We start from the raw sequence: 16,503 nt of genomic DNA on the forward strand, positions 1-16,503 counted from the left end.
CAAGAACAGTTTTCTTTATTACCTCACAGTTTGTTTGAATTGGCAATGACATACGAAAAAACCTGACAGGATCAACACTTTGACATCAAGTGTGTTTCCTGCCAGGTCTATGAGAGTCTATAGATGAATGCTGTGCGTCTAATCTCTGTATCCGTTCTCGCTGTGTATCCAGCACAGTCCAATGGTTCCTGCACCTGCATGGATACTTACCACAGGGATAAACGGCATGATTTCGGTCTTTAATCTAGGCAGCAGAGCTGCAATCTGTTTTTTGATTGTAACAGCTTCTTCCTGATTGTTGGCATGCATAATGCACACATGCTTTACTTTCTCCATATCCAGCTTGAGCATATCGAGCATGCGCTCTTTTGTCCGCTTGAACGTGCGGATCTTCTCATTCACAACCACTTTGCCCTCTTCAAATCGAAGCAGCAGATGGATCTTGAGCAGTTGACTGATGATCAGCTGTGTACCCGACACCCGTCCACTGCGATGAAGATGCTGAAGACTGGCAGGTATGAGGTAAAAGGACATGTTATCAATCATCTGTTCAATGTTTACTTTGATCTCGGCAGCTGAACATCCCTGCTTCTGCCATTCCAGTCCTTGCATAATCATCTCACGGTGAGGATAGGCACCTGCCTTTGAATCAATTGCGGTCACCGTCACTCCTGCAATCTCTGCAGCCTGCATGGACGTATGCAGCGTTCCGCTAAGCTCTGTAGAGCAATGAATCGTAATAATCTCATCGTACTTGTCTTTGAGCGACTCATACAGTTCAATGAATTCGCCAATGGGTGGCTGCGAACTGCTCGCACGTGAAGCCTCCGCAAGTTTCTCATAGAACATTTCAGATGTAATGTCATCGGTCTCCCGGTAACATTCCTCTCCAAATACGATGCGCAGCGGTACGATATAGATATGATTTTGCTCCGCAAAAACGGGATCCAGTGTACTGGTACTATCGGTGACCCATGCAATTTTCTTCATGACATCCTTCTCTCTTGCCGGATTGTTCATTCTGTATCCTAATCGTCAAGCACAAGCCCGGCGGTTTATTTAAAATTTGAATATTTCACATTGTAAACGTTTGCGATATTACCTCTCAATTATAAAGGAACGGACAGACCGTTGTCTTGTGGCGCAATCATGAACACCCCTGTTAATACCATTATTAGCTAAAAAAATGTCTTGCCTGTGAAGGAATAAATTGGTATGCTGTTGTCCTTCTCTCTTTTTCGCCTTGACTGAAGTGAACGGAAACGCCGTTCAATCCACTTATCGGAGGTGTCACATGCTTTATTTCACTCTGGCTTCCAAAGCCTACTCCCGGAATCTGCAATACCGCGGGGCACACATGGTACATAACCTGGCAAGCGCCATGTTTGGTTACATGTATGCCTGCCTCTGGATCGGCATCGGGGCCGACCATACTCTCGGAGAATACGGGACACAGGGGATGATCAGTTACATTGCGTTCACGCAATCCTCTCTCTGGATCTCGGGTTTTCTCACGAACGGATTGGGTATTCCCTTATCCGTCAGGACAGGGCAGATCGCACTGGATCTGATGAGGCCTGTTCATCTGTTCACCCACCTGATGGCACGCGAATGGGGGCAGATTGCCTACCAGTTTGTGTACAAAAGCATTCCGATCTACCTGCTCTTCTCCATTGTCTTTTCCCTGCATTGGCCCTCAGACGTTTCAACACTATTCTATGCCGCACTTGGTCTTGCCGGCGCCGCATACCTATCCATCTGCATGAACTACATCATTGGTGCCACGTCGATGTGGACCACGGAGTCCTCCTGGCTTCACTGGGGCAATCACGCGATGATGAATCTGCTGGCTGGTTTTTTCATTCCGCTGGAGTGGCTACCGAACTGGCTTGAACAACTTGCCTGGATATCACCCTACCCTTTCCTGCTCTATGTACCAACCCGAATCTATCTTGGTTTCGAAGATGGCTCCTTGTTATGGGGAACCTTGCTTTGGTGTGTCTTCATGACGTTGATCTGTCTTGCGATCACCCAAGTGTTACGTCGTAAAGTGGAGGTACAAGGCGGATGAAGCGAACTTCCTGGTTCAATTTATATAAAATGCTGATTCGAACAAGCATCCGCAGCCGGATGCAATACAAGTTCAATTTCATCATGGCATCCGTACTCGCCGCTTTAATTCAAATCTCCGAGTTTCTGATGGTCGCTCTCGTGCTGCACAAATTCGGAGCAATTAAAGGCTGGTCCCTCCATGAGATCGGCTATCTCTTCGCCATCATGACGTTATCCAAAACACTGTACCGCACATTCGGCAATGAGGTTCACCATCTGGAAAAATATCTGGTTAATGGCGAGCTTGACCAACTGTTAACTCGTCCCATGCCCGTATTGCTCGCACTGCTGCCCCAAAACTTCCGCATCATGGCTGGGGAAGTCCTGCAAGGCGGGTTCATTCTCTGCTGGTCTTTGGCAGGCATGATGCATAGCGGACAGATTGGCTGGATAGCCATTCCCTTCTCCCTGCTCATTATCCTGACGGGCGCAGTCATTCTCTTCTCCATCGGACTTGCTACCGCCACACTCGGATTCTGGACCACACGTATTGAGGAATTACAGACGATCACTGAAGATGCCGCACGAACGGCTGCCCAATATCCGCTAACGTTATATCCCAAATGGATGTCTGGCATTCTGCTAACGGTCATTCCGGTAGGATTCGTCAACTACATTCCATCACTTTACCTGCTACGGGGTGAAGGAGGAGCGTGGACTCTTGTTGCTGTTGCGGCGGTTGCCGCACTGAGCTTGGCTGCAAGTCTGCGTTTCTGGCAATTCGGCATGACCAAATATCAAAGTACAGGTAGCTAAGGAGGCGGTACGAATCATGAACATGATCACAGCAAGGCATCTGCAAAAGGAATTCAAAACTCCTGTTATTCGCGAAGGACGTTTCTCCGGTCTACGTACGTTATTTTCACGTGAATATGTGTCCAAGGAAGCGGTACGTGATATCAGTTTTGATATCGGCCCAGGGGAATTTGTGGGCTATATCGGTCCGAACGGAGCTGGCAAGTCTACCACGATCAAAATGCTGACAGGTATCCTTCACCCAACCTCGGGTGAGGTACGACTTGGTGGTATGAACCCGCATCAGGACAGACGCAGAACAGTTGGTCGACTGGGCGTTGTGTTTGGACAGCGCAGTCAGCTCTGGTGGGATCTGCCTGTGAAAGATTCATATGATATTCTGGCCGAGATGTACGGCGTCCGTGCCGAGGACAAAAAGAGGCGGCTGTCCCAGTTCGCTGAGCTACTGGACCTTGAATCGTTCTGGGCCACGCCTGTCCGCAAGCTCTCGCTTGGACAACGCATGCGAGCGGATCTCGCAGCTTCCATGCTGCATGATCCCGAACTGCTTTTTCTCGATGAACCAACAATTGGACTGGATGTGAACGCAAAGCGGAACATTCGCCAGTTTCTACGTACATTAAATGAAACGTTTGGCAAAACGATTTTGCTGACCACCCATGACATGGACGACATTGAACAGTTATGCAGCCGGGTCATGGTAATTAACCATGGTCAACTAACATATGACGGCACGATCTCGTCACTTCGCGAAACCATCGGACTACCTACGCTGATTCGGGTAACATTCCGGGGAGCGTTTCATATCCCGGATGTTGTGTCGTCCGCGATACATATTACTGGAGTGGAAGGACAGATTGTCACCGTCGAAGTGAACCGGAAGGAATGGAGCACAATGGACATTCTGAAACAGTTGGAGCACTGGGGTCAGATCGAAGATGTAGAGATGAAAGAACCGGATTTCGAAGATATCATTCATCGGGTGTATTAGTCGGCCCATTTTGTGAGGAAATAGGATGAAGACCTGTTCTTACGCCGTTACATGAAAGAGGGACATGGCGTACTGTAATAACGGAGGTGAAGTGTCATGCTTGTAACCAAACATGTCCTTGCAGCATCCAGCGCACACGCTACTCCCTACTTCATCGTACGTGGCATGATGCCGGGACCCGTGATGTTCATTACATCCGGGGTTCACGGGAATGAAACGGCGAGTATGGCCGCTGCGCAAAAACTCGCAGATGATATTGCGACAGGTCGTCACGCCATTCAGCGAGGGCTGTTAATTATCGTGCCACGCGTGAACCAGCAAGCCTACGCTAAGAAAATCAGAGGCAAGCCAGATTTGAATCGTACGTTTCCACGTCGTATGTCAGGCAAGGCCAAGCATCCGCTCGCTGCGGCAGTTTTTCAGCTGGCGCGTGAACATCGGGCCGACTGGTGGCTTGATCTGCATGAAGCCAACGGCCTGTCTCAACTGAGTTCACGAGTGCTTGGACAGACGTTGATCACCAATCCCGGCAGTCGGACAATTCCAGCTTGCAGAAGAGTTATCGAACGGATGAATCGGTCGATTGCCATTCGTAATCGTCATTTTAACCTCAAACAGCATGAATTGCCGGGATCTGCCCGTACAGCGGCTTCAAGACTATTACAAGCCCGTTCCGTCACGGTGGAGACCTGTTGGAGTCTGAAACGCTCGACCCGTATCAAGTATCAGACGAAGATTGTGCACCATTTTCTGCGTGAAGCGGGTATGTCATGATCAAGACGATTAAGATAGAACTAAAAGAAACCTCGAACAGAAAGCGCCCGAAGTACATCCCCAGGTGTTCTCTGTTCGAGGTGTTTTTTTATCTCTGCATCATGGCTTCCAGTATTTTATTACCCACAGGGTCTAGCGGCATGAGTGGATAAAGGTCTTTTCTAGTTATAAACTTGAATATCGTATCCAGATACTCATCCACAATAGAGGCTGATCCAAAACAATAATTGGACAATAATACGACCCCTATACCCTGTTCCTTGTTTATAGCCAAATAACTGGAGAAACCAAATGTGCCACCGTTATGCCAGAGAATATCCTGATCTAACAGCTTATCCTTATGCCATCCTAAATATAAGTCCGAGTCTCCAATCATTATAGGAACATGACTTTTTTGTATTGCAGAGGCTATCGGATGATCATCATTAAGGTTGGCCTGAACAAATAAACACATATCGTGAACCGATGACTTGATCGCCCCAGCCCCTGCATGTACACTAAGATCCCAGTGAGGGACTTTTTTCCCCGTTGACGTATGTCCATCCACAAATCTGCCATTCTGTTCTGGATTCAGCATAGCTGCTGTCTCCGTCATGTTTAATGGACCTGTGATATATTTTTTAAGCAGATCGTCATATGTACTTCCTGATACTTTACATAGGATATAACCCAGTAAGCCCACGCCGGTATTGGAATACTCAAATGAACCCATCTGATCCGTAAAGTCAGCAGCGGTTAAAAAAGCAAGTAAATCATCCTCGGTATAATCTGAATACGGATTCAATCGGTTTTTCGTGGGGTTCAGATTTGTGGCAAGTCTAGGTAATCCAGAGGTATGCGTAGCAAGACTTTTTAAGGTAACCTTATTCAAATAATCGTTTTTACCATTGTGTATGTACCTGCCAACCGTGTCATCCGTGGAAAGCTGCTGTTGACGTTCCAATTCTAATAGAAGGATAGATGTAAAAAGTTTGGTGACAGAGCCGATTTCGAACAATCTATGTTCAGGCGCAGCCACGCTCTTCTTTTTGGGATTGCCCAATGAATGATATTCGATATCTTCCTTTGTAATAACGCCAATCTCAAGATGCAGATGTTTCTTTCCTTTGATGTAATCGGATACAAAACCTTGTAAATCCCTCATAGAAAATGTTACTCCTTTTGTTGGTGTGAATTTCATTATTGAAACCACGTTAACCACCACTATGTATTGGCAAACTACACTATGTATTCTTTCTAAATCTCCGATTCCCTGCTCAATAGTCCACGCCTGTTTTCTCTTAAACAGGAAAAGAGCCGCGATTACGGCTCTTTCTTCTGCACCCTGAACGATTGAATATAATTATCGATATCGTCCTCCGGTGTATGCAACAGTCGTGCCAGATGAATCTGCATCTGTTCCAGATGGTCAATATGTGTCTGAATGTCAGCGATGCGTTCGCGTACAAGGGTTTTTAACGTATCCTTTTCCATGTCTTCCTGGCTGAGTAGTTGCAGGGTCTCTTGTATCTCCTTTAAGGAGTAACCCAGCAACTGGGCATCCTTAATGAACTTAATTTTGACCAGATAATCCTCGGTATACACCCGATATCCGTTGGAGGAACGACGGGGAGCAGGCAGAATTCCACTATCTTCGTAATAACGGAGGGTTGCCATACTTACACCGGTACGCTTAGCCAGCTCTCCTCTTGTCATGGTTTCCATGCCTACGCCTCCATCCTTCTGCAGATTTATTGTGTTTCTTCGTTGCGTATCTTAGTATATGTGGCATCATAGGTGGCCTCGGGAAATTGTGCTGAAGATCCTTGCAGCAATGGCTGCTCTTTCCCTTTCAGATAACGGTCAAAGAATGCCCGCGCATAGGATCTGGTTATATCCACATTATGTTCTGGCGTCATGCCTCTGGCAAACATTTTCGGTGAAATTAACGAAATATCCGTAAAGCTTTGATGGAACAAATTCTCTACTGTCAGATAATAGGTATCATTAAGACTATTTGACATCACCCGATCCAAATCAGGCTCAAACTCGGGATAAAATACTTTATCCTTGGCAGTGGCGTCCGGGTCCAGACTTTTGTCTGTCCCACCCGACATGATATACATAAACGGCTGTTTCAAGGCTGTTGTGGATACTTTACCCCAGAAACCGCCTTCCAGGCTAAGTCCCGCTTGGAATCGCTCATCCTGCGCCAGTGTTTCCGCTGTTGTTGCCCCACCATACGAATGTCCCATAATGCCGACGTGATCGAGATCAAGCTTGCCTTGCAGCAGTTGATTCGGGTCATGTGAATTCCACTGGGTAAGCGTATTGAGAACAAAGCTTGCATCATCTGCACGTATGCCTATGCCTTCTACATTATATTGATATAATTCCGCTGACGTTGCAAATTCAGGGTCAGCCTGATAGGAAACTGCACGTCCATCGGGAAATGTCACTTGTGCTGACGTATAAGGGTGATCTATCCCCACGACAATGTAACCGTGGCTAACCAGCTCCTCAATCATCGTCATGCTCTGAAAACGGGCTGAGCGGATACCCGGCGAGAATAGCAAAACCGGATACTTGCTTTGGACGGCGGACATCTCAGCTCCTTGCACCACATGTGTTGGAATGGTATCCAGATAACTGAACACCTGAGACGGGATGCCAAACACCAGACTGATCGCTTCTCCCAGTTCACTAGGATAATGCTCCAGCGGCAGCCCTTTGGCGGTTTTCTGATCCACCGGATACCACACATTAATCATAAGTTCCCGCTTATCTCCGGCCTTGGGTGTTTTGGTCTCTTCGCGAGATTCATCCACCAGGTGTTGTGAGAATGTCCCAATGGCATATGTGCCGGTTGGTTCAGGCATCGTAAAAGCAGGTAAGAGCCAGGTCAGTATAATTGAACATGTACTGAAGGCCAGAAGCAGAATCGATACCAGCGTCATCTTTATTATTGAAAGACGGTTGGGTCTCCGCACGCTCTGAACATAACGATCACCGCGGTATGATTTCATGAGTTGAATGATTAACGTAATGAATAATACAAGTGTAACGATATAGGTTGGTATCATCTGCACGCGAAATGAATTGATCAAGCCATGCAGAAGCACTGCCAGAACCAGAGCTGTGAGTATGCCCACTGTTATTGCCCGGCGCTTCGGAAACACTAGCATGAGTACCGTAGCTGCTACGGTTACCAATACCAAAATCCATTCTAAAATTCTCATTATTCAGCCTCCAATATTTCTTGATAAAAAAAGAATAAACCTTGAAGTATACTTCAAGGTCAAGGCTGAATATATGACGAAAAATCGTAGACACACTGAAACACCCGGTAAATATGCCATACCGCCTGAAAGAGCTTGCACGGTATATTCATCGGGTGAACTACAACGATTACTCCACGGTTACCTTTGTTCTAGGCATGGTATGCATCGCTCCTGAGGTTACATGCGCCTGAACGACATACACTCCGGGTTCCTGAAATGCATGTTTTACTTCATATATACCATCGCCTATAGATACAGCCTTCGTCGCTCCCCGAGATTCAAGTTCTTCGGCACTCATCATTCCTTGATCGAATGAAGGGGCTTCGGGTTCATCCTGCTCATTCCATACCTGAAACTGTACATGATCCGCATCATTTACAGGCTGTTCTCCCTGTGTCAGCTTGATCTGCAAAGCGACTTCTTCCTTGGCAGATACCTTATCCGGAATCATAAGTTTCACTTTGATCATCTCTGGCATCTCGCCCGATTGTGACTGTTCCTCATAAGAGCATCCCACCGTCAGGAGGAGCAGAATAATGAAGGGCATGAACCACCGAGCTTGTCCGCTCATCACCATCTATCCTTTCTTATTAAGAAGATTTTGGTGTTTTGCCGATGCCCCACAGCATCACGATGATGATAATAAAGGCGATCAGTGCCAGTAATGGAATCGTGATGAAACCAAACCAGTTCAAATAGTCGGTATAACATGGAACCTTACCGCATGCGACGGCATTACCTGTAGCTGAAAAAATACGCTGGATCGTTACATGATATAACGAAATGCCGCCACCGACGAAACTCAGTGGCAGTACGTATTTGGTGATACCCACGTCATCCTTAAAGTAGGCAATGCCCAGCAAGATGGTTAGTGGATACATGAATATACGCTGGTACCAGCATAGATCACATGGAAGATACCCCTTGATCTCACTGAAATAGAGACTCCCCCCTGTTGCAATAACGGAAACGGTCCAAGCAACAAATAAACGGGTATCCACATTTCTCGCTGGACGCTCCGATTTTGATGATGTACTCATTCCTCTGTCCCCCTCTTCATTTTGCTTATACCAAATTATCATACATCATTCTAGACTCCATCGGCTATTCAAGCTGTTATGTAGGTCATTACTCGATGATTATACCAAATATTTGAACTTTTGGGTGAATACAAAAAAGCTGCCGTATGGGGCAGCTCTTTTGTTTGATTCGGTATATAAAACGTTGGATTACATCGATTTAGTCAGCGTAATGGAACCATCTTTTTGTGCCCATTTCACGTCCCAGTTCAGAAGTTCAGCAATGAAGCGCAGAGGTACTTGTGTACGTCCATCTTTATTTACAAATACAGTTGAACCCACATTTTTCTTTACGCCGTTTACTTCCATAATGTTGTTGTTCACCCAGAATTCAAGGATATCATCGCCAGCCATTACCGTTACTTGTTTTGCTTTTTTGTCCCATTTCACTGTTGCACCAATACCTTCACTCAGGAAACGCAATGGAATGTATGTTGTGTTTTTCCAAAGCACTGGTGTAGTATCCATGTTGGTTGTTTTGTCGTTAATTTTCAGCATTTTGCTGTTCAGTTGCATCCACACCGTTGTCATTTCTGGCGCTGGTGCAGGTGTTGCTGGCTCTTGGAATTTGTCGTTGAATTGAGTCACGATGGCGTTACCAAGGGCTTGACCTACACCAAACATCACTTTGAAACCTTCACGATTTGTTGTGTACGAAGCATCATAGTTACCTGCTGCATATTGATTCAATACGTTTTGCACTTGATTTTCATGTGTTGTCAGCGCTTGTTGTCCTGCTGCTTTTGGCAGATTTCCAGCTGTTGCTGAATCCAGGAATGTAGCAAATTCTGTTGTAAATTCATCAATACGTTTCTCTACTGCCGCACGAGCCGCAGCATCGTTGTTTTTAACAGCTTTTACATAATCGCTTTGTGCATTAACGTGGTTGGTTACCCAAATTTTCTCGAAAGCATTGGCACCATCGTTACCGTAAACGGAAGCAATCGCTGCTTTGAAGTCAGTTGTGTTTCCAGCTTCAGCAGTAATCAATGCGTTGGAAGCCGCTGTACGTCCATCAAATTCCTCTTGCATTTGCAGAGCCGAAAGCGCAAAGTGTTCGGAAGCCAAGTGGTTGAGTGCAGATCTCAGATCAGCTGCTTTTGTATCCGCTTTGGTATTTTCGAATTTCTCAGGCATTTGTGTCGTAATTGCTGTGGAGAGTGCTTTACTTACGTCGAACATTTCTTTGAAACCTTCACGGTAAGCCTTGTATGCATCAGCGTAATCTCCAGCTACATACTCATCAAATACTTTTTGCACGAGATCTTCATGTACTTTCAACGCCTGTTTGGCTGCTGCTTTTGGCAATTTGCCTTCGGTTGCTGTGCTCAGGAATGTGGAGAACTCATCCACGAAACCGTTGATGTTTGCCTGTGCTTGTTTGATTCCAGCCTGGTTGCCCATTTTGGTTGCTTTCACCAGATCATCTGTATATTTGTTATGAGAGCGGAAGATGCGTTCGAATTCTTTGGCACCTGCGTCACCATATAGGGAGGCGATTGCCGGTTGCATATCCAGTGCATTCTGGTCGAGTGCTTTGTAGGCTGCGTCTGCGTCTTTTGCTCCGTCATATGCTTTGGCCATTGCGGTTACTGCGAGTGCAAAGTGCTCGGACAGCAGGTGATCCAGGTTCGCTCTCAGGTCAGCCGCCGGTGTGTTCACGGATGCTTTCATCATGGTCATTGGTGTTTGTGGTGCGGAAGCTGCTCCAGCGATCCCCGGCATCAACAGTGTTAAGCTAAGTACAGGTGCGATAAACTTCTTCATCTTCATTTTCATTACGTGTTCACTCCTCGATTATGTTTTGTGTATAATTTCTTTCCTCGTCGTCGTCTTCATAGGGTGTAACGCAGGGTTCTCTCTTCTGGATCACTCTGTGGGCAAAAAAAATTCACAGCCTTCAGTAAGGAAAGCTGCGAATGCCTGTTGTATCAAGGTTTTTTTGAATTAAAAAAATATAAAATTGTAGTGATCTTTCCGATCCAAGACTACATACATACTGTAATATAGATACTTCATTTTCCTTTATTTCTCAACTAAAGCTTACATCAAAGGTTATCCTGAAGTACAATAAGGACATATCATATTATTCGCGAAGGAGGTCCATTCATGACCTGGTTGCCTTATGTTTTAATTGTGGGTATCGCCTTGTTTGGAGGTATTGCTACCATGATCATCGGAAATTCCAAAGCCAATCAGACCAGCAACCCCGAATATGACCGCCGCACAAAGCAAAACCTAAGCAAACTTTCCTATGTATACGTTGGTGCGATTGTCCTTGGTTTTGGCGGACTCATCCTCTATCTTTTTAACTAAAATGTTACGATTCGGCAAAGAATACGTTCAACACACCAAGCAGTTTCAGTGTTCGTTCTACATTCTCCGTATATATACACATGTTTACAAGTTGGAGATAATTCAGAATTATTCTGGATATGTTCGGGGTTTAATATAAAGCCATAAGGGACAGCGAGCCCATTAAATAAAACTAACCCCCAACTTGAAGGAGAGATATATGATGAAAAAAAACATGAAGAAATCCGTAGCAACGATGATGGTACTGGGCATGACACTAACAGGAGCAACGGGTGTATTCGCCGGAACACAACTGGAGAAAATCTCCGCATACCTTAACCATGGAATTAGCTTTAATGTCGATGGCGCGGCTTACTCACCAACGGATGGCAATGGCAACAAACTTGCGCCAATTACTTATAACAACTCTACTTATCTGCCCGTACGAGCGCTTGCTGATGCACTGCATGTGCCTGTATCCTATGACGGCAAAAAAGGACAGGTCATGATCGGCCAAGCTACCAGCAATCCATCAGCCTTAACGAATGTAACGTATAGTGCAGCACAAAAAGAGGCGATTCAAAAAGCTTTTGCACAATTCGATGGGTTCGAGACCGCTTATGCACCTCAGCAGATGATCGCAGGTGACACGTTCAAAAGTGTAGGTGCGGGTGGCGACGGCGTCAGTTTTGTCTTCAACCATATGAAAGTGGATGTGTCTCCAAGAGATTATTCGGACGGTTATACGAGCAAAGACGTGAAACTGTCCAATGGCGTGATCGCCAAATGGTACACACCAGATCAAACGGGCATGCTCACGTTCCAACTGGATGATCGCTACGTTACGCTTAGCTCCCCGGATCATAAGCTGAGCCAAGCTCAGTTGCAACAAGTCGCTGTCTCTGTTCAGAAGGCAACTGGCAACAACGATCAAGGGACCACTGCATTTGCTGACGTGAACTATAGCAAACAACAATTGGATAATATTCGCAAAGCATTTGCGAAGTTTGACGGGTTCACAACAGCCTATGCCCCACAACATATGGTTGCTGGAGATACGTTCAAAAGCGTAGGTGCAGGCGGTGATGGTGTAAACTTTGTTTTCAATCGTATGAATGTCACGGTATCCCCTAAAGACTACTCGTTCAGCTATGATGGCAAAACGGTAAAACTGCCTAATGGCGTATCAGCCAAATGGTACACACCAGATCAAACGGATATGCTCACGTTCAAGCTGGATGATCGTTATGTAACTGTCAGTTCACCGAATAACCAATTGACTCACACTCAACTGGAGCAAATGGCGGTATCTGTACAAAAAGTGAAATAAACAAAATAAACACACATCATTTCGGTCCCACTCTATGAGTTGGGGCTGATTTGATGTGTGTTACGTATGCTCAAACTCTGCACAAAGATCTCTTCCTGTTCGTCCCTCCCTATCCTGCAATTAACTCTCTGCCTTGTTCATGACCTGGCGAAGCCAGTAATACCGATGCAAGTCCATGATAAAATGAAATACCACAAAAGCCAGCATAATGTATACACACATTAGCACAACAGCCACAGTCTGCTGTGTAACAAAGGCCAGTGAAATATTGGCCAGAAGATATGCTCCGCTTGTAATCATCGTTATTGTGGCAACAGGCACACCCGTGCTTTTATCCCCTTTTTTACGCTGAGGGGGCTGCTGCAGCTTACGCAAATGAAACTTCATGTACTGGAACAAGGCAAAACCATATACCACAAATGATCCAATGCCGTACCAAGGTGTCGACAGACCAAGTGTCCCGTAGGCAAACTTCTGAACAATCACCATAAATCCCACAGAACAAACGATGCCAAATACGCCTCGGAACAATACATAATTCAGTTGAAGTCTGCGCGGGGCCGCAATCAGGGCAATAGCCCATATATTCATAAAGCCCAGCGGTGGCACGAGAATATACGCATACAGCGATTGGAACGGGACACTGAACACGGGAATAAGCAGAAATACGTTAAGAAAAAACAGGACAAGTATGCCTGCACTCAGCCGAATACCATCTACCGCATAGACGACATAAGGTGAATCTTCATAAGGTTTTGAACGTTTATTATTCACCATTATAACTCTTCCTTGATAGATTCATTTTGTCATGACTACAATGCCATTTCCGTTAAACGAATAACCCTGCGATAGGCCATCGCATCCATCACATCCTCCCAGTCGAGTTCACTGGCATTAACGTCTCGATAATACACGGCAGCAGCAGGCAAAGAACCAACCAGTGGCCCTGTTCCACCACATATCAGGCTACCGCCGTCTCCACCTTTGGGCATCACATCCCCAGCCGAATCCTGTGTAAGCTCATACTTGTAGGGATCACCAGCAAATTGCACCCCAAAGAAATTTGGCAGTTCCAGATCATAAGGACGATCATCCTTTTCTTCAACCCGGGAAGAGGCCGTCTCTGCCGATCCATCCACAATCTCATCCACGCCTTCCAGACTTCCAAAATGCTTCAATCTCATCGTATAGTCGAAGCTGTCACCCCAGGGAAATAACGTGCGACAACCGCCGCCATAGATATACTCCCATTCGTCTTCGGTCAGCAAACCAAAACCCGCCGCAGCTTCCTCCCTCACAACGTCTTCCAACTCTATTCCTTCGTTGAACCACAGAATTCGGACTTCATTCTCACTTTGGCGAATCAGACGAAATTGTTGATGCAATTCATATTCACGTATTTCCGACTGCTTAAACTGCTCCAGTGCTGAAGGGAAATCAGGATTTTCCTGTGCAAATGCTTCCTCCTTGGACACTTCAATCCAGCCAAGTGAGATCAGTTCGCATTCAACAAGCATCGGCGCAATGTTGACCGTTCTTACAGGTGACATTTGACTCGCCAGAAACGAATCCACGTCCTCCACACCATACTCACTGACCGTTTCATGCAGGTCGGCTGAGGTCACTTCGTTCATACCATGCTGCCAACGATCCCAGCCGAGTGTTACTTGATCCCCAGGCACAAACACAAATCTCAGCCCATCCTCCGTAAATACACCTGTCTCTATTCGCTGACCAAACCGTTCAAATGTCTCGAGACCCTCATATACCATACCGTCTGGTAACTGACGAACAAGCTTACGCATCGAAGCCTCTTTGTCCTGAGCATTCAACGCCTGCCACATGTCTCGACTCCATGTTTCCATAACTCTCCCCACCCTTCCTTATACACTCTCACTTCTCTAAAATGCTTTACTGGGTGACACAGTACAATCTAACTTGTTCACATTTTTATTTCCCTGCGGCCTGCAACAGTTCCAGCAATAATTCCTTCCGTCTTCCCTCCGCTTTGCGAGCGAGCGTTGAGAGCTTCTCCACCTTGCCAAAGATCGGATAGATTACACGTTCCGCTTCATAATGCTCAAGTTTTTGAATCTGTCTAACCAACAGTTCGAGTATTTCCTCATTCTCCAGTTCGGGCTGAATCTTTAGCTTCAAACTATCGGTGGAACGACGCAAGCTGGCGACTAACGCAGGTATGGATTGAGCCTGTACACCCTGTTTTTCTACTAACGCCGCAATGAACTTATCCTGAATCAACTGATGCTCATCATCCACTTCGCCCATGTAATATTCAACCAGCGGGAAATACTGCTCATCCACAAGCCCCAGTCCAAAGGTTGCATAACTGCCCGGCATACAGCTTTTCTCTCCCTCGGTATCCTCGTAGAACTCAAACTCCTGGATAGCCTCACGCGCATACTCTTCCAGAAGTGGATGCAGCTCCGGGTACTCCAGTGCATTGGCAAAGAATCGGTGGGTATCCGACTTCGCGAGTCCTTTGATCGGCAAATACTGCTTTACGGCAGATTTTAGCTTGACCTTATAACCTTTCGGAAAGCCCTGTTTCAATAAATGAGTGATAAAGGTAAGTGCCTGCTGATAGGCACTTCGCTCTTCCTTACGAATGTGAATGGTCATCAGTGCAAATACATCATTTGCTTTGCATTCTACTTCTTCCGTTTTCACATGAATATCGTCCTTCGCATACGTTCCGCTACCTTCTGTCATCATCCGTGCCGCACGTTTGCTACCAAGCTGCTTCGCGAGTTCCAGAAAAGTCACACCTTTGGGTTTGCTATAACTCGGCTCAAAACGTAGAATCATGACCGCCGCGTATAACAGCAGATCGATTGGTTGAGTCTCGGATGTTTGCTGCTCCCCATGCTCGTCCAAATGTAGAGCTGTCTGTGTTTCAATGTTCGATTGAAGCGTTGCTCCGGGCTTAAGTGAATATTCATTGGTACGATAAGGCGAAGACTGAACATCATAATACTGTGGCAAAAACTGATTCTCCGTCCATGTCGTCACCGCACGAGTAATCTCACCACGATGTTCCGCAAGTGCCTCCGGACGCCCCTGATTCAACTCTTGTATCCGGTCATACTGCTTGATCGTCCATGCTACATCCAACTCCGGGAACAGCTTTGGATCGAGCAGATGACTCGTCAAAAAGAAGGATTCCAATGGCTTCGTTGGATATGTACTGTTCTCCAGATTCTTGTCTACATAGGTATGAATACGATCAAGGAGCAGCTCTCTTTTCTCTTCGTTGATCCATTCCAATAAAGTCAATTGCAGCTTGCCTTCGGTTGTTGGAAATTTCCCGCGGAAAGTGAAGCGGTAGTCAATCAACGGAGTATCTGCCAGCTTGTCCAATCTGCCCTGAACAACCTCAACAAGCTTAGGCCCGATCTCGTTCCGTACCTGTTCCTCGGTAAAGGCTCCTTCCTGCTTTGATTTCACATCATCATCCAAACCCAGATCCAGGCTGTCTACCGTGGTCCGTCCAGGTCTGTAATCAAGCACAATATCATTAAAAATACCCATTTGCAGTGTAGTTCGCTTCACAACACTTTCCAAGTCATCCCGCTTGTCCTGTTCATCAAACCATTCATGAATCGTCGTTATCATCTCTTCCATAGCCTGATCATAAAGTGTACTCATCTGATCTCCTGCCTTCCCATGCATCTTAAGATGTTCATCAACCACACTTGAATTTCTATGAATCCCGGACCAGTCCGAGGTATCTATGTTATAAATACGTATTAATGTTCGTATATTCCCTATTATTTTACTCTCTCAAGTACACCCGGAACAATAAGGCTTACGCACGGTTGCTTGCTAGTCAAAGAGATCTACGGATTCCTTTTTTTTCATATCTATGTACGCTCTCGGCATGCCCTC

The 16,503-nt window shown here is 46.0% G+C and carries 16 protein-coding genes; 6 read left to right on the forward strand and 10 right to left on the reverse strand.

Annotation, left to right across the window (positions count from 1 at the left end; genetic code table 11):
* Positions 1 to 138: 138 nt before the first annotated feature.
* The gene (locus MKZ13_RS26765) at positions 139 to 1,020 is read right to left on the reverse strand and encodes a DegV family protein (RefSeq protein ID WP_313771439.1); all 882 of its coding nucleotides are present in this window, start codon (positions 1,018 to 1,020) and stop codon (positions 139 to 141) included.
* Positions 1,021 to 1,294: 274 nt separating this feature from the next.
* Here MKZ13_RS26765 and MKZ13_RS26770 point away from each other — a divergent pair, with 274 nt between their 5' ends.
* The 4 genes from MKZ13_RS26770 to MKZ13_RS26785 all read left to right on the forward strand — a co-directional run bounded on the left by MKZ13_RS26770 (position 1,295) and on the right by MKZ13_RS26785 (position 4,633).
* The gene (locus tag MKZ13_RS26770; RefSeq protein ID WP_036606839.1) at positions 1,295 to 2,071 is read left to right on the forward strand and encodes an ABC-2 family transporter protein; all 777 of its coding nucleotides are present in this window, start codon (positions 1,295 to 1,297) and stop codon (positions 2,069 to 2,071) included.
* A complete protein-coding gene (locus MKZ13_RS26775) occupies positions 2,068 to 2,868 on the forward strand; it encodes an ABC-2 family transporter protein (RefSeq protein WP_339179522.1) in 801 nt (266 codons plus the stop codon). The genes MKZ13_RS26770 and MKZ13_RS26775 overlap by 4 nt, the downstream gene beginning before the upstream one ends.
* Before the next feature lie 22 nt (positions 2,869 to 2,890).
* The gene (locus MKZ13_RS26780) at positions 2,891 to 3,859 is read left to right on the forward strand and encodes an ATP-binding cassette domain-containing protein (protein ID WP_339185457.1); all 969 of its coding nucleotides are present in this window, start codon (positions 2,891 to 2,893) and stop codon (positions 3,857 to 3,859) included.
* 96 nt (positions 3,860 to 3,955) lie between these two features.
* The gene (locus MKZ13_RS26785; protein WP_076212848.1) at positions 3,956 to 4,633 is read left to right on the forward strand and encodes a succinylglutamate desuccinylase/aspartoacylase family protein; all 678 of its coding nucleotides are present in this window, start codon (positions 3,956 to 3,958) and stop codon (positions 4,631 to 4,633) included.
* 88 nt (positions 4,634 to 4,721) lie between these two features.
* Here MKZ13_RS26785 and MKZ13_RS26790 read toward each other — a convergent pair whose 3' ends face one another.
* The 6 genes from MKZ13_RS26790 to MKZ13_RS26815 form a co-directional block, all read right to left on the reverse strand.
* Entirely contained in the window at positions 4,722 to 5,813 is a 1,092-nt protein-coding gene (locus MKZ13_RS26790; protein ID WP_339179526.1) for a serine hydrolase domain-containing protein, read from the reverse strand.
* Positions 5,814 to 5,935: 122 nt separating this feature from the next.
* Entirely contained in the window at positions 5,936 to 6,337 is a 402-nt protein-coding gene (locus tag MKZ13_RS26795) for a MerR family transcriptional regulator (protein ID WP_221820703.1), read from the reverse strand.
* A gap of 26 nt (positions 6,338 to 6,363) precedes the next feature.
* Positions 6,364 to 7,851 (reverse strand): lipase, encoded by a 1,488-nt coding sequence (locus tag MKZ13_RS26800; protein ID WP_339179531.1) that lies wholly within the window; start codon positions 7,849 to 7,851, stop codon positions 6,364 to 6,366.
* Between the two features lie 169 nt (positions 7,852 to 8,020).
* A complete protein-coding gene (locus MKZ13_RS26805; protein ID WP_339179534.1) occupies positions 8,021 to 8,464 on the reverse strand; it encodes a FixH family protein in 444 nt (147 codons plus the stop codon).
* Positions 8,465 to 8,483: 19 nt separating this feature from the next.
* Positions 8,484 to 8,933, reverse strand: coding sequence for a disulfide oxidoreductase (locus MKZ13_RS26810; protein WP_339179536.1), 450 nt, complete (start codon positions 8,931 to 8,933; stop codon positions 8,484 to 8,486).
* Between the two features lie 189 nt (positions 8,934 to 9,122).
* On the reverse strand, positions 9,123 to 10,751 hold the full coding sequence (locus MKZ13_RS26815) for a copper amine oxidase N-terminal domain-containing protein (RefSeq protein WP_339179537.1): 1,629 nt from the start codon (positions 10,749 to 10,751) through the stop codon (positions 9,123 to 9,125).
* A gap of 330 nt (positions 10,752 to 11,081) precedes the next feature.
* On the opposite strand from MKZ13_RS26815, the gene MKZ13_RS26820 reads away from it, so the two are divergent.
* Positions 11,082 to 11,288, forward strand: coding sequence for a hypothetical protein (locus MKZ13_RS26820; RefSeq protein WP_017692174.1), 207 nt, complete (start codon positions 11,082 to 11,084; stop codon positions 11,286 to 11,288).
* A gap of 199 nt (positions 11,289 to 11,487) precedes the next feature.
* Entirely contained in the window at positions 11,488 to 12,597 is a 1,110-nt protein-coding gene (locus MKZ13_RS26825) for a hypothetical protein (protein ID WP_339179540.1), read from the forward strand.
* 120 nt (positions 12,598 to 12,717) lie between these two features.
* Here the strand turns inward: MKZ13_RS26825 and MKZ13_RS26830 are convergent, their stop codons facing one another.
* The 3 genes from MKZ13_RS26830 to MKZ13_RS26840 form a co-directional block, all read right to left on the reverse strand.
* A complete protein-coding gene (locus MKZ13_RS26830) occupies positions 12,718 to 13,374 on the reverse strand; it encodes a hypothetical protein (RefSeq protein ID WP_237178195.1) in 657 nt (218 codons plus the stop codon).
* Positions 13,375 to 13,409: 35 nt separating this feature from the next.
* On the reverse strand, positions 13,410 to 14,462 hold the full coding sequence (locus tag MKZ13_RS26835; protein WP_339179541.1) for a hypothetical protein: 1,053 nt from the start codon (positions 14,460 to 14,462) through the stop codon (positions 13,410 to 13,412).
* An 85-nt stretch (positions 14,463 to 14,547) separates the two neighbouring features.
* A complete protein-coding gene (locus tag MKZ13_RS26840; protein WP_339179543.1) occupies positions 14,548 to 16,263 on the reverse strand; it encodes a DUF6138 family protein in 1,716 nt (571 codons plus the stop codon).
* Positions 16,264 to 16,503: the final 240 nt, after the last annotated feature.

The organism is Paenibacillus sp. FSL R5-0701 (genome assembly GCF_037973995.1).
Classification (GTDB): domain Bacteria; phylum Bacillota; class Bacilli; order Paenibacillales; family Paenibacillaceae; genus Paenibacillus.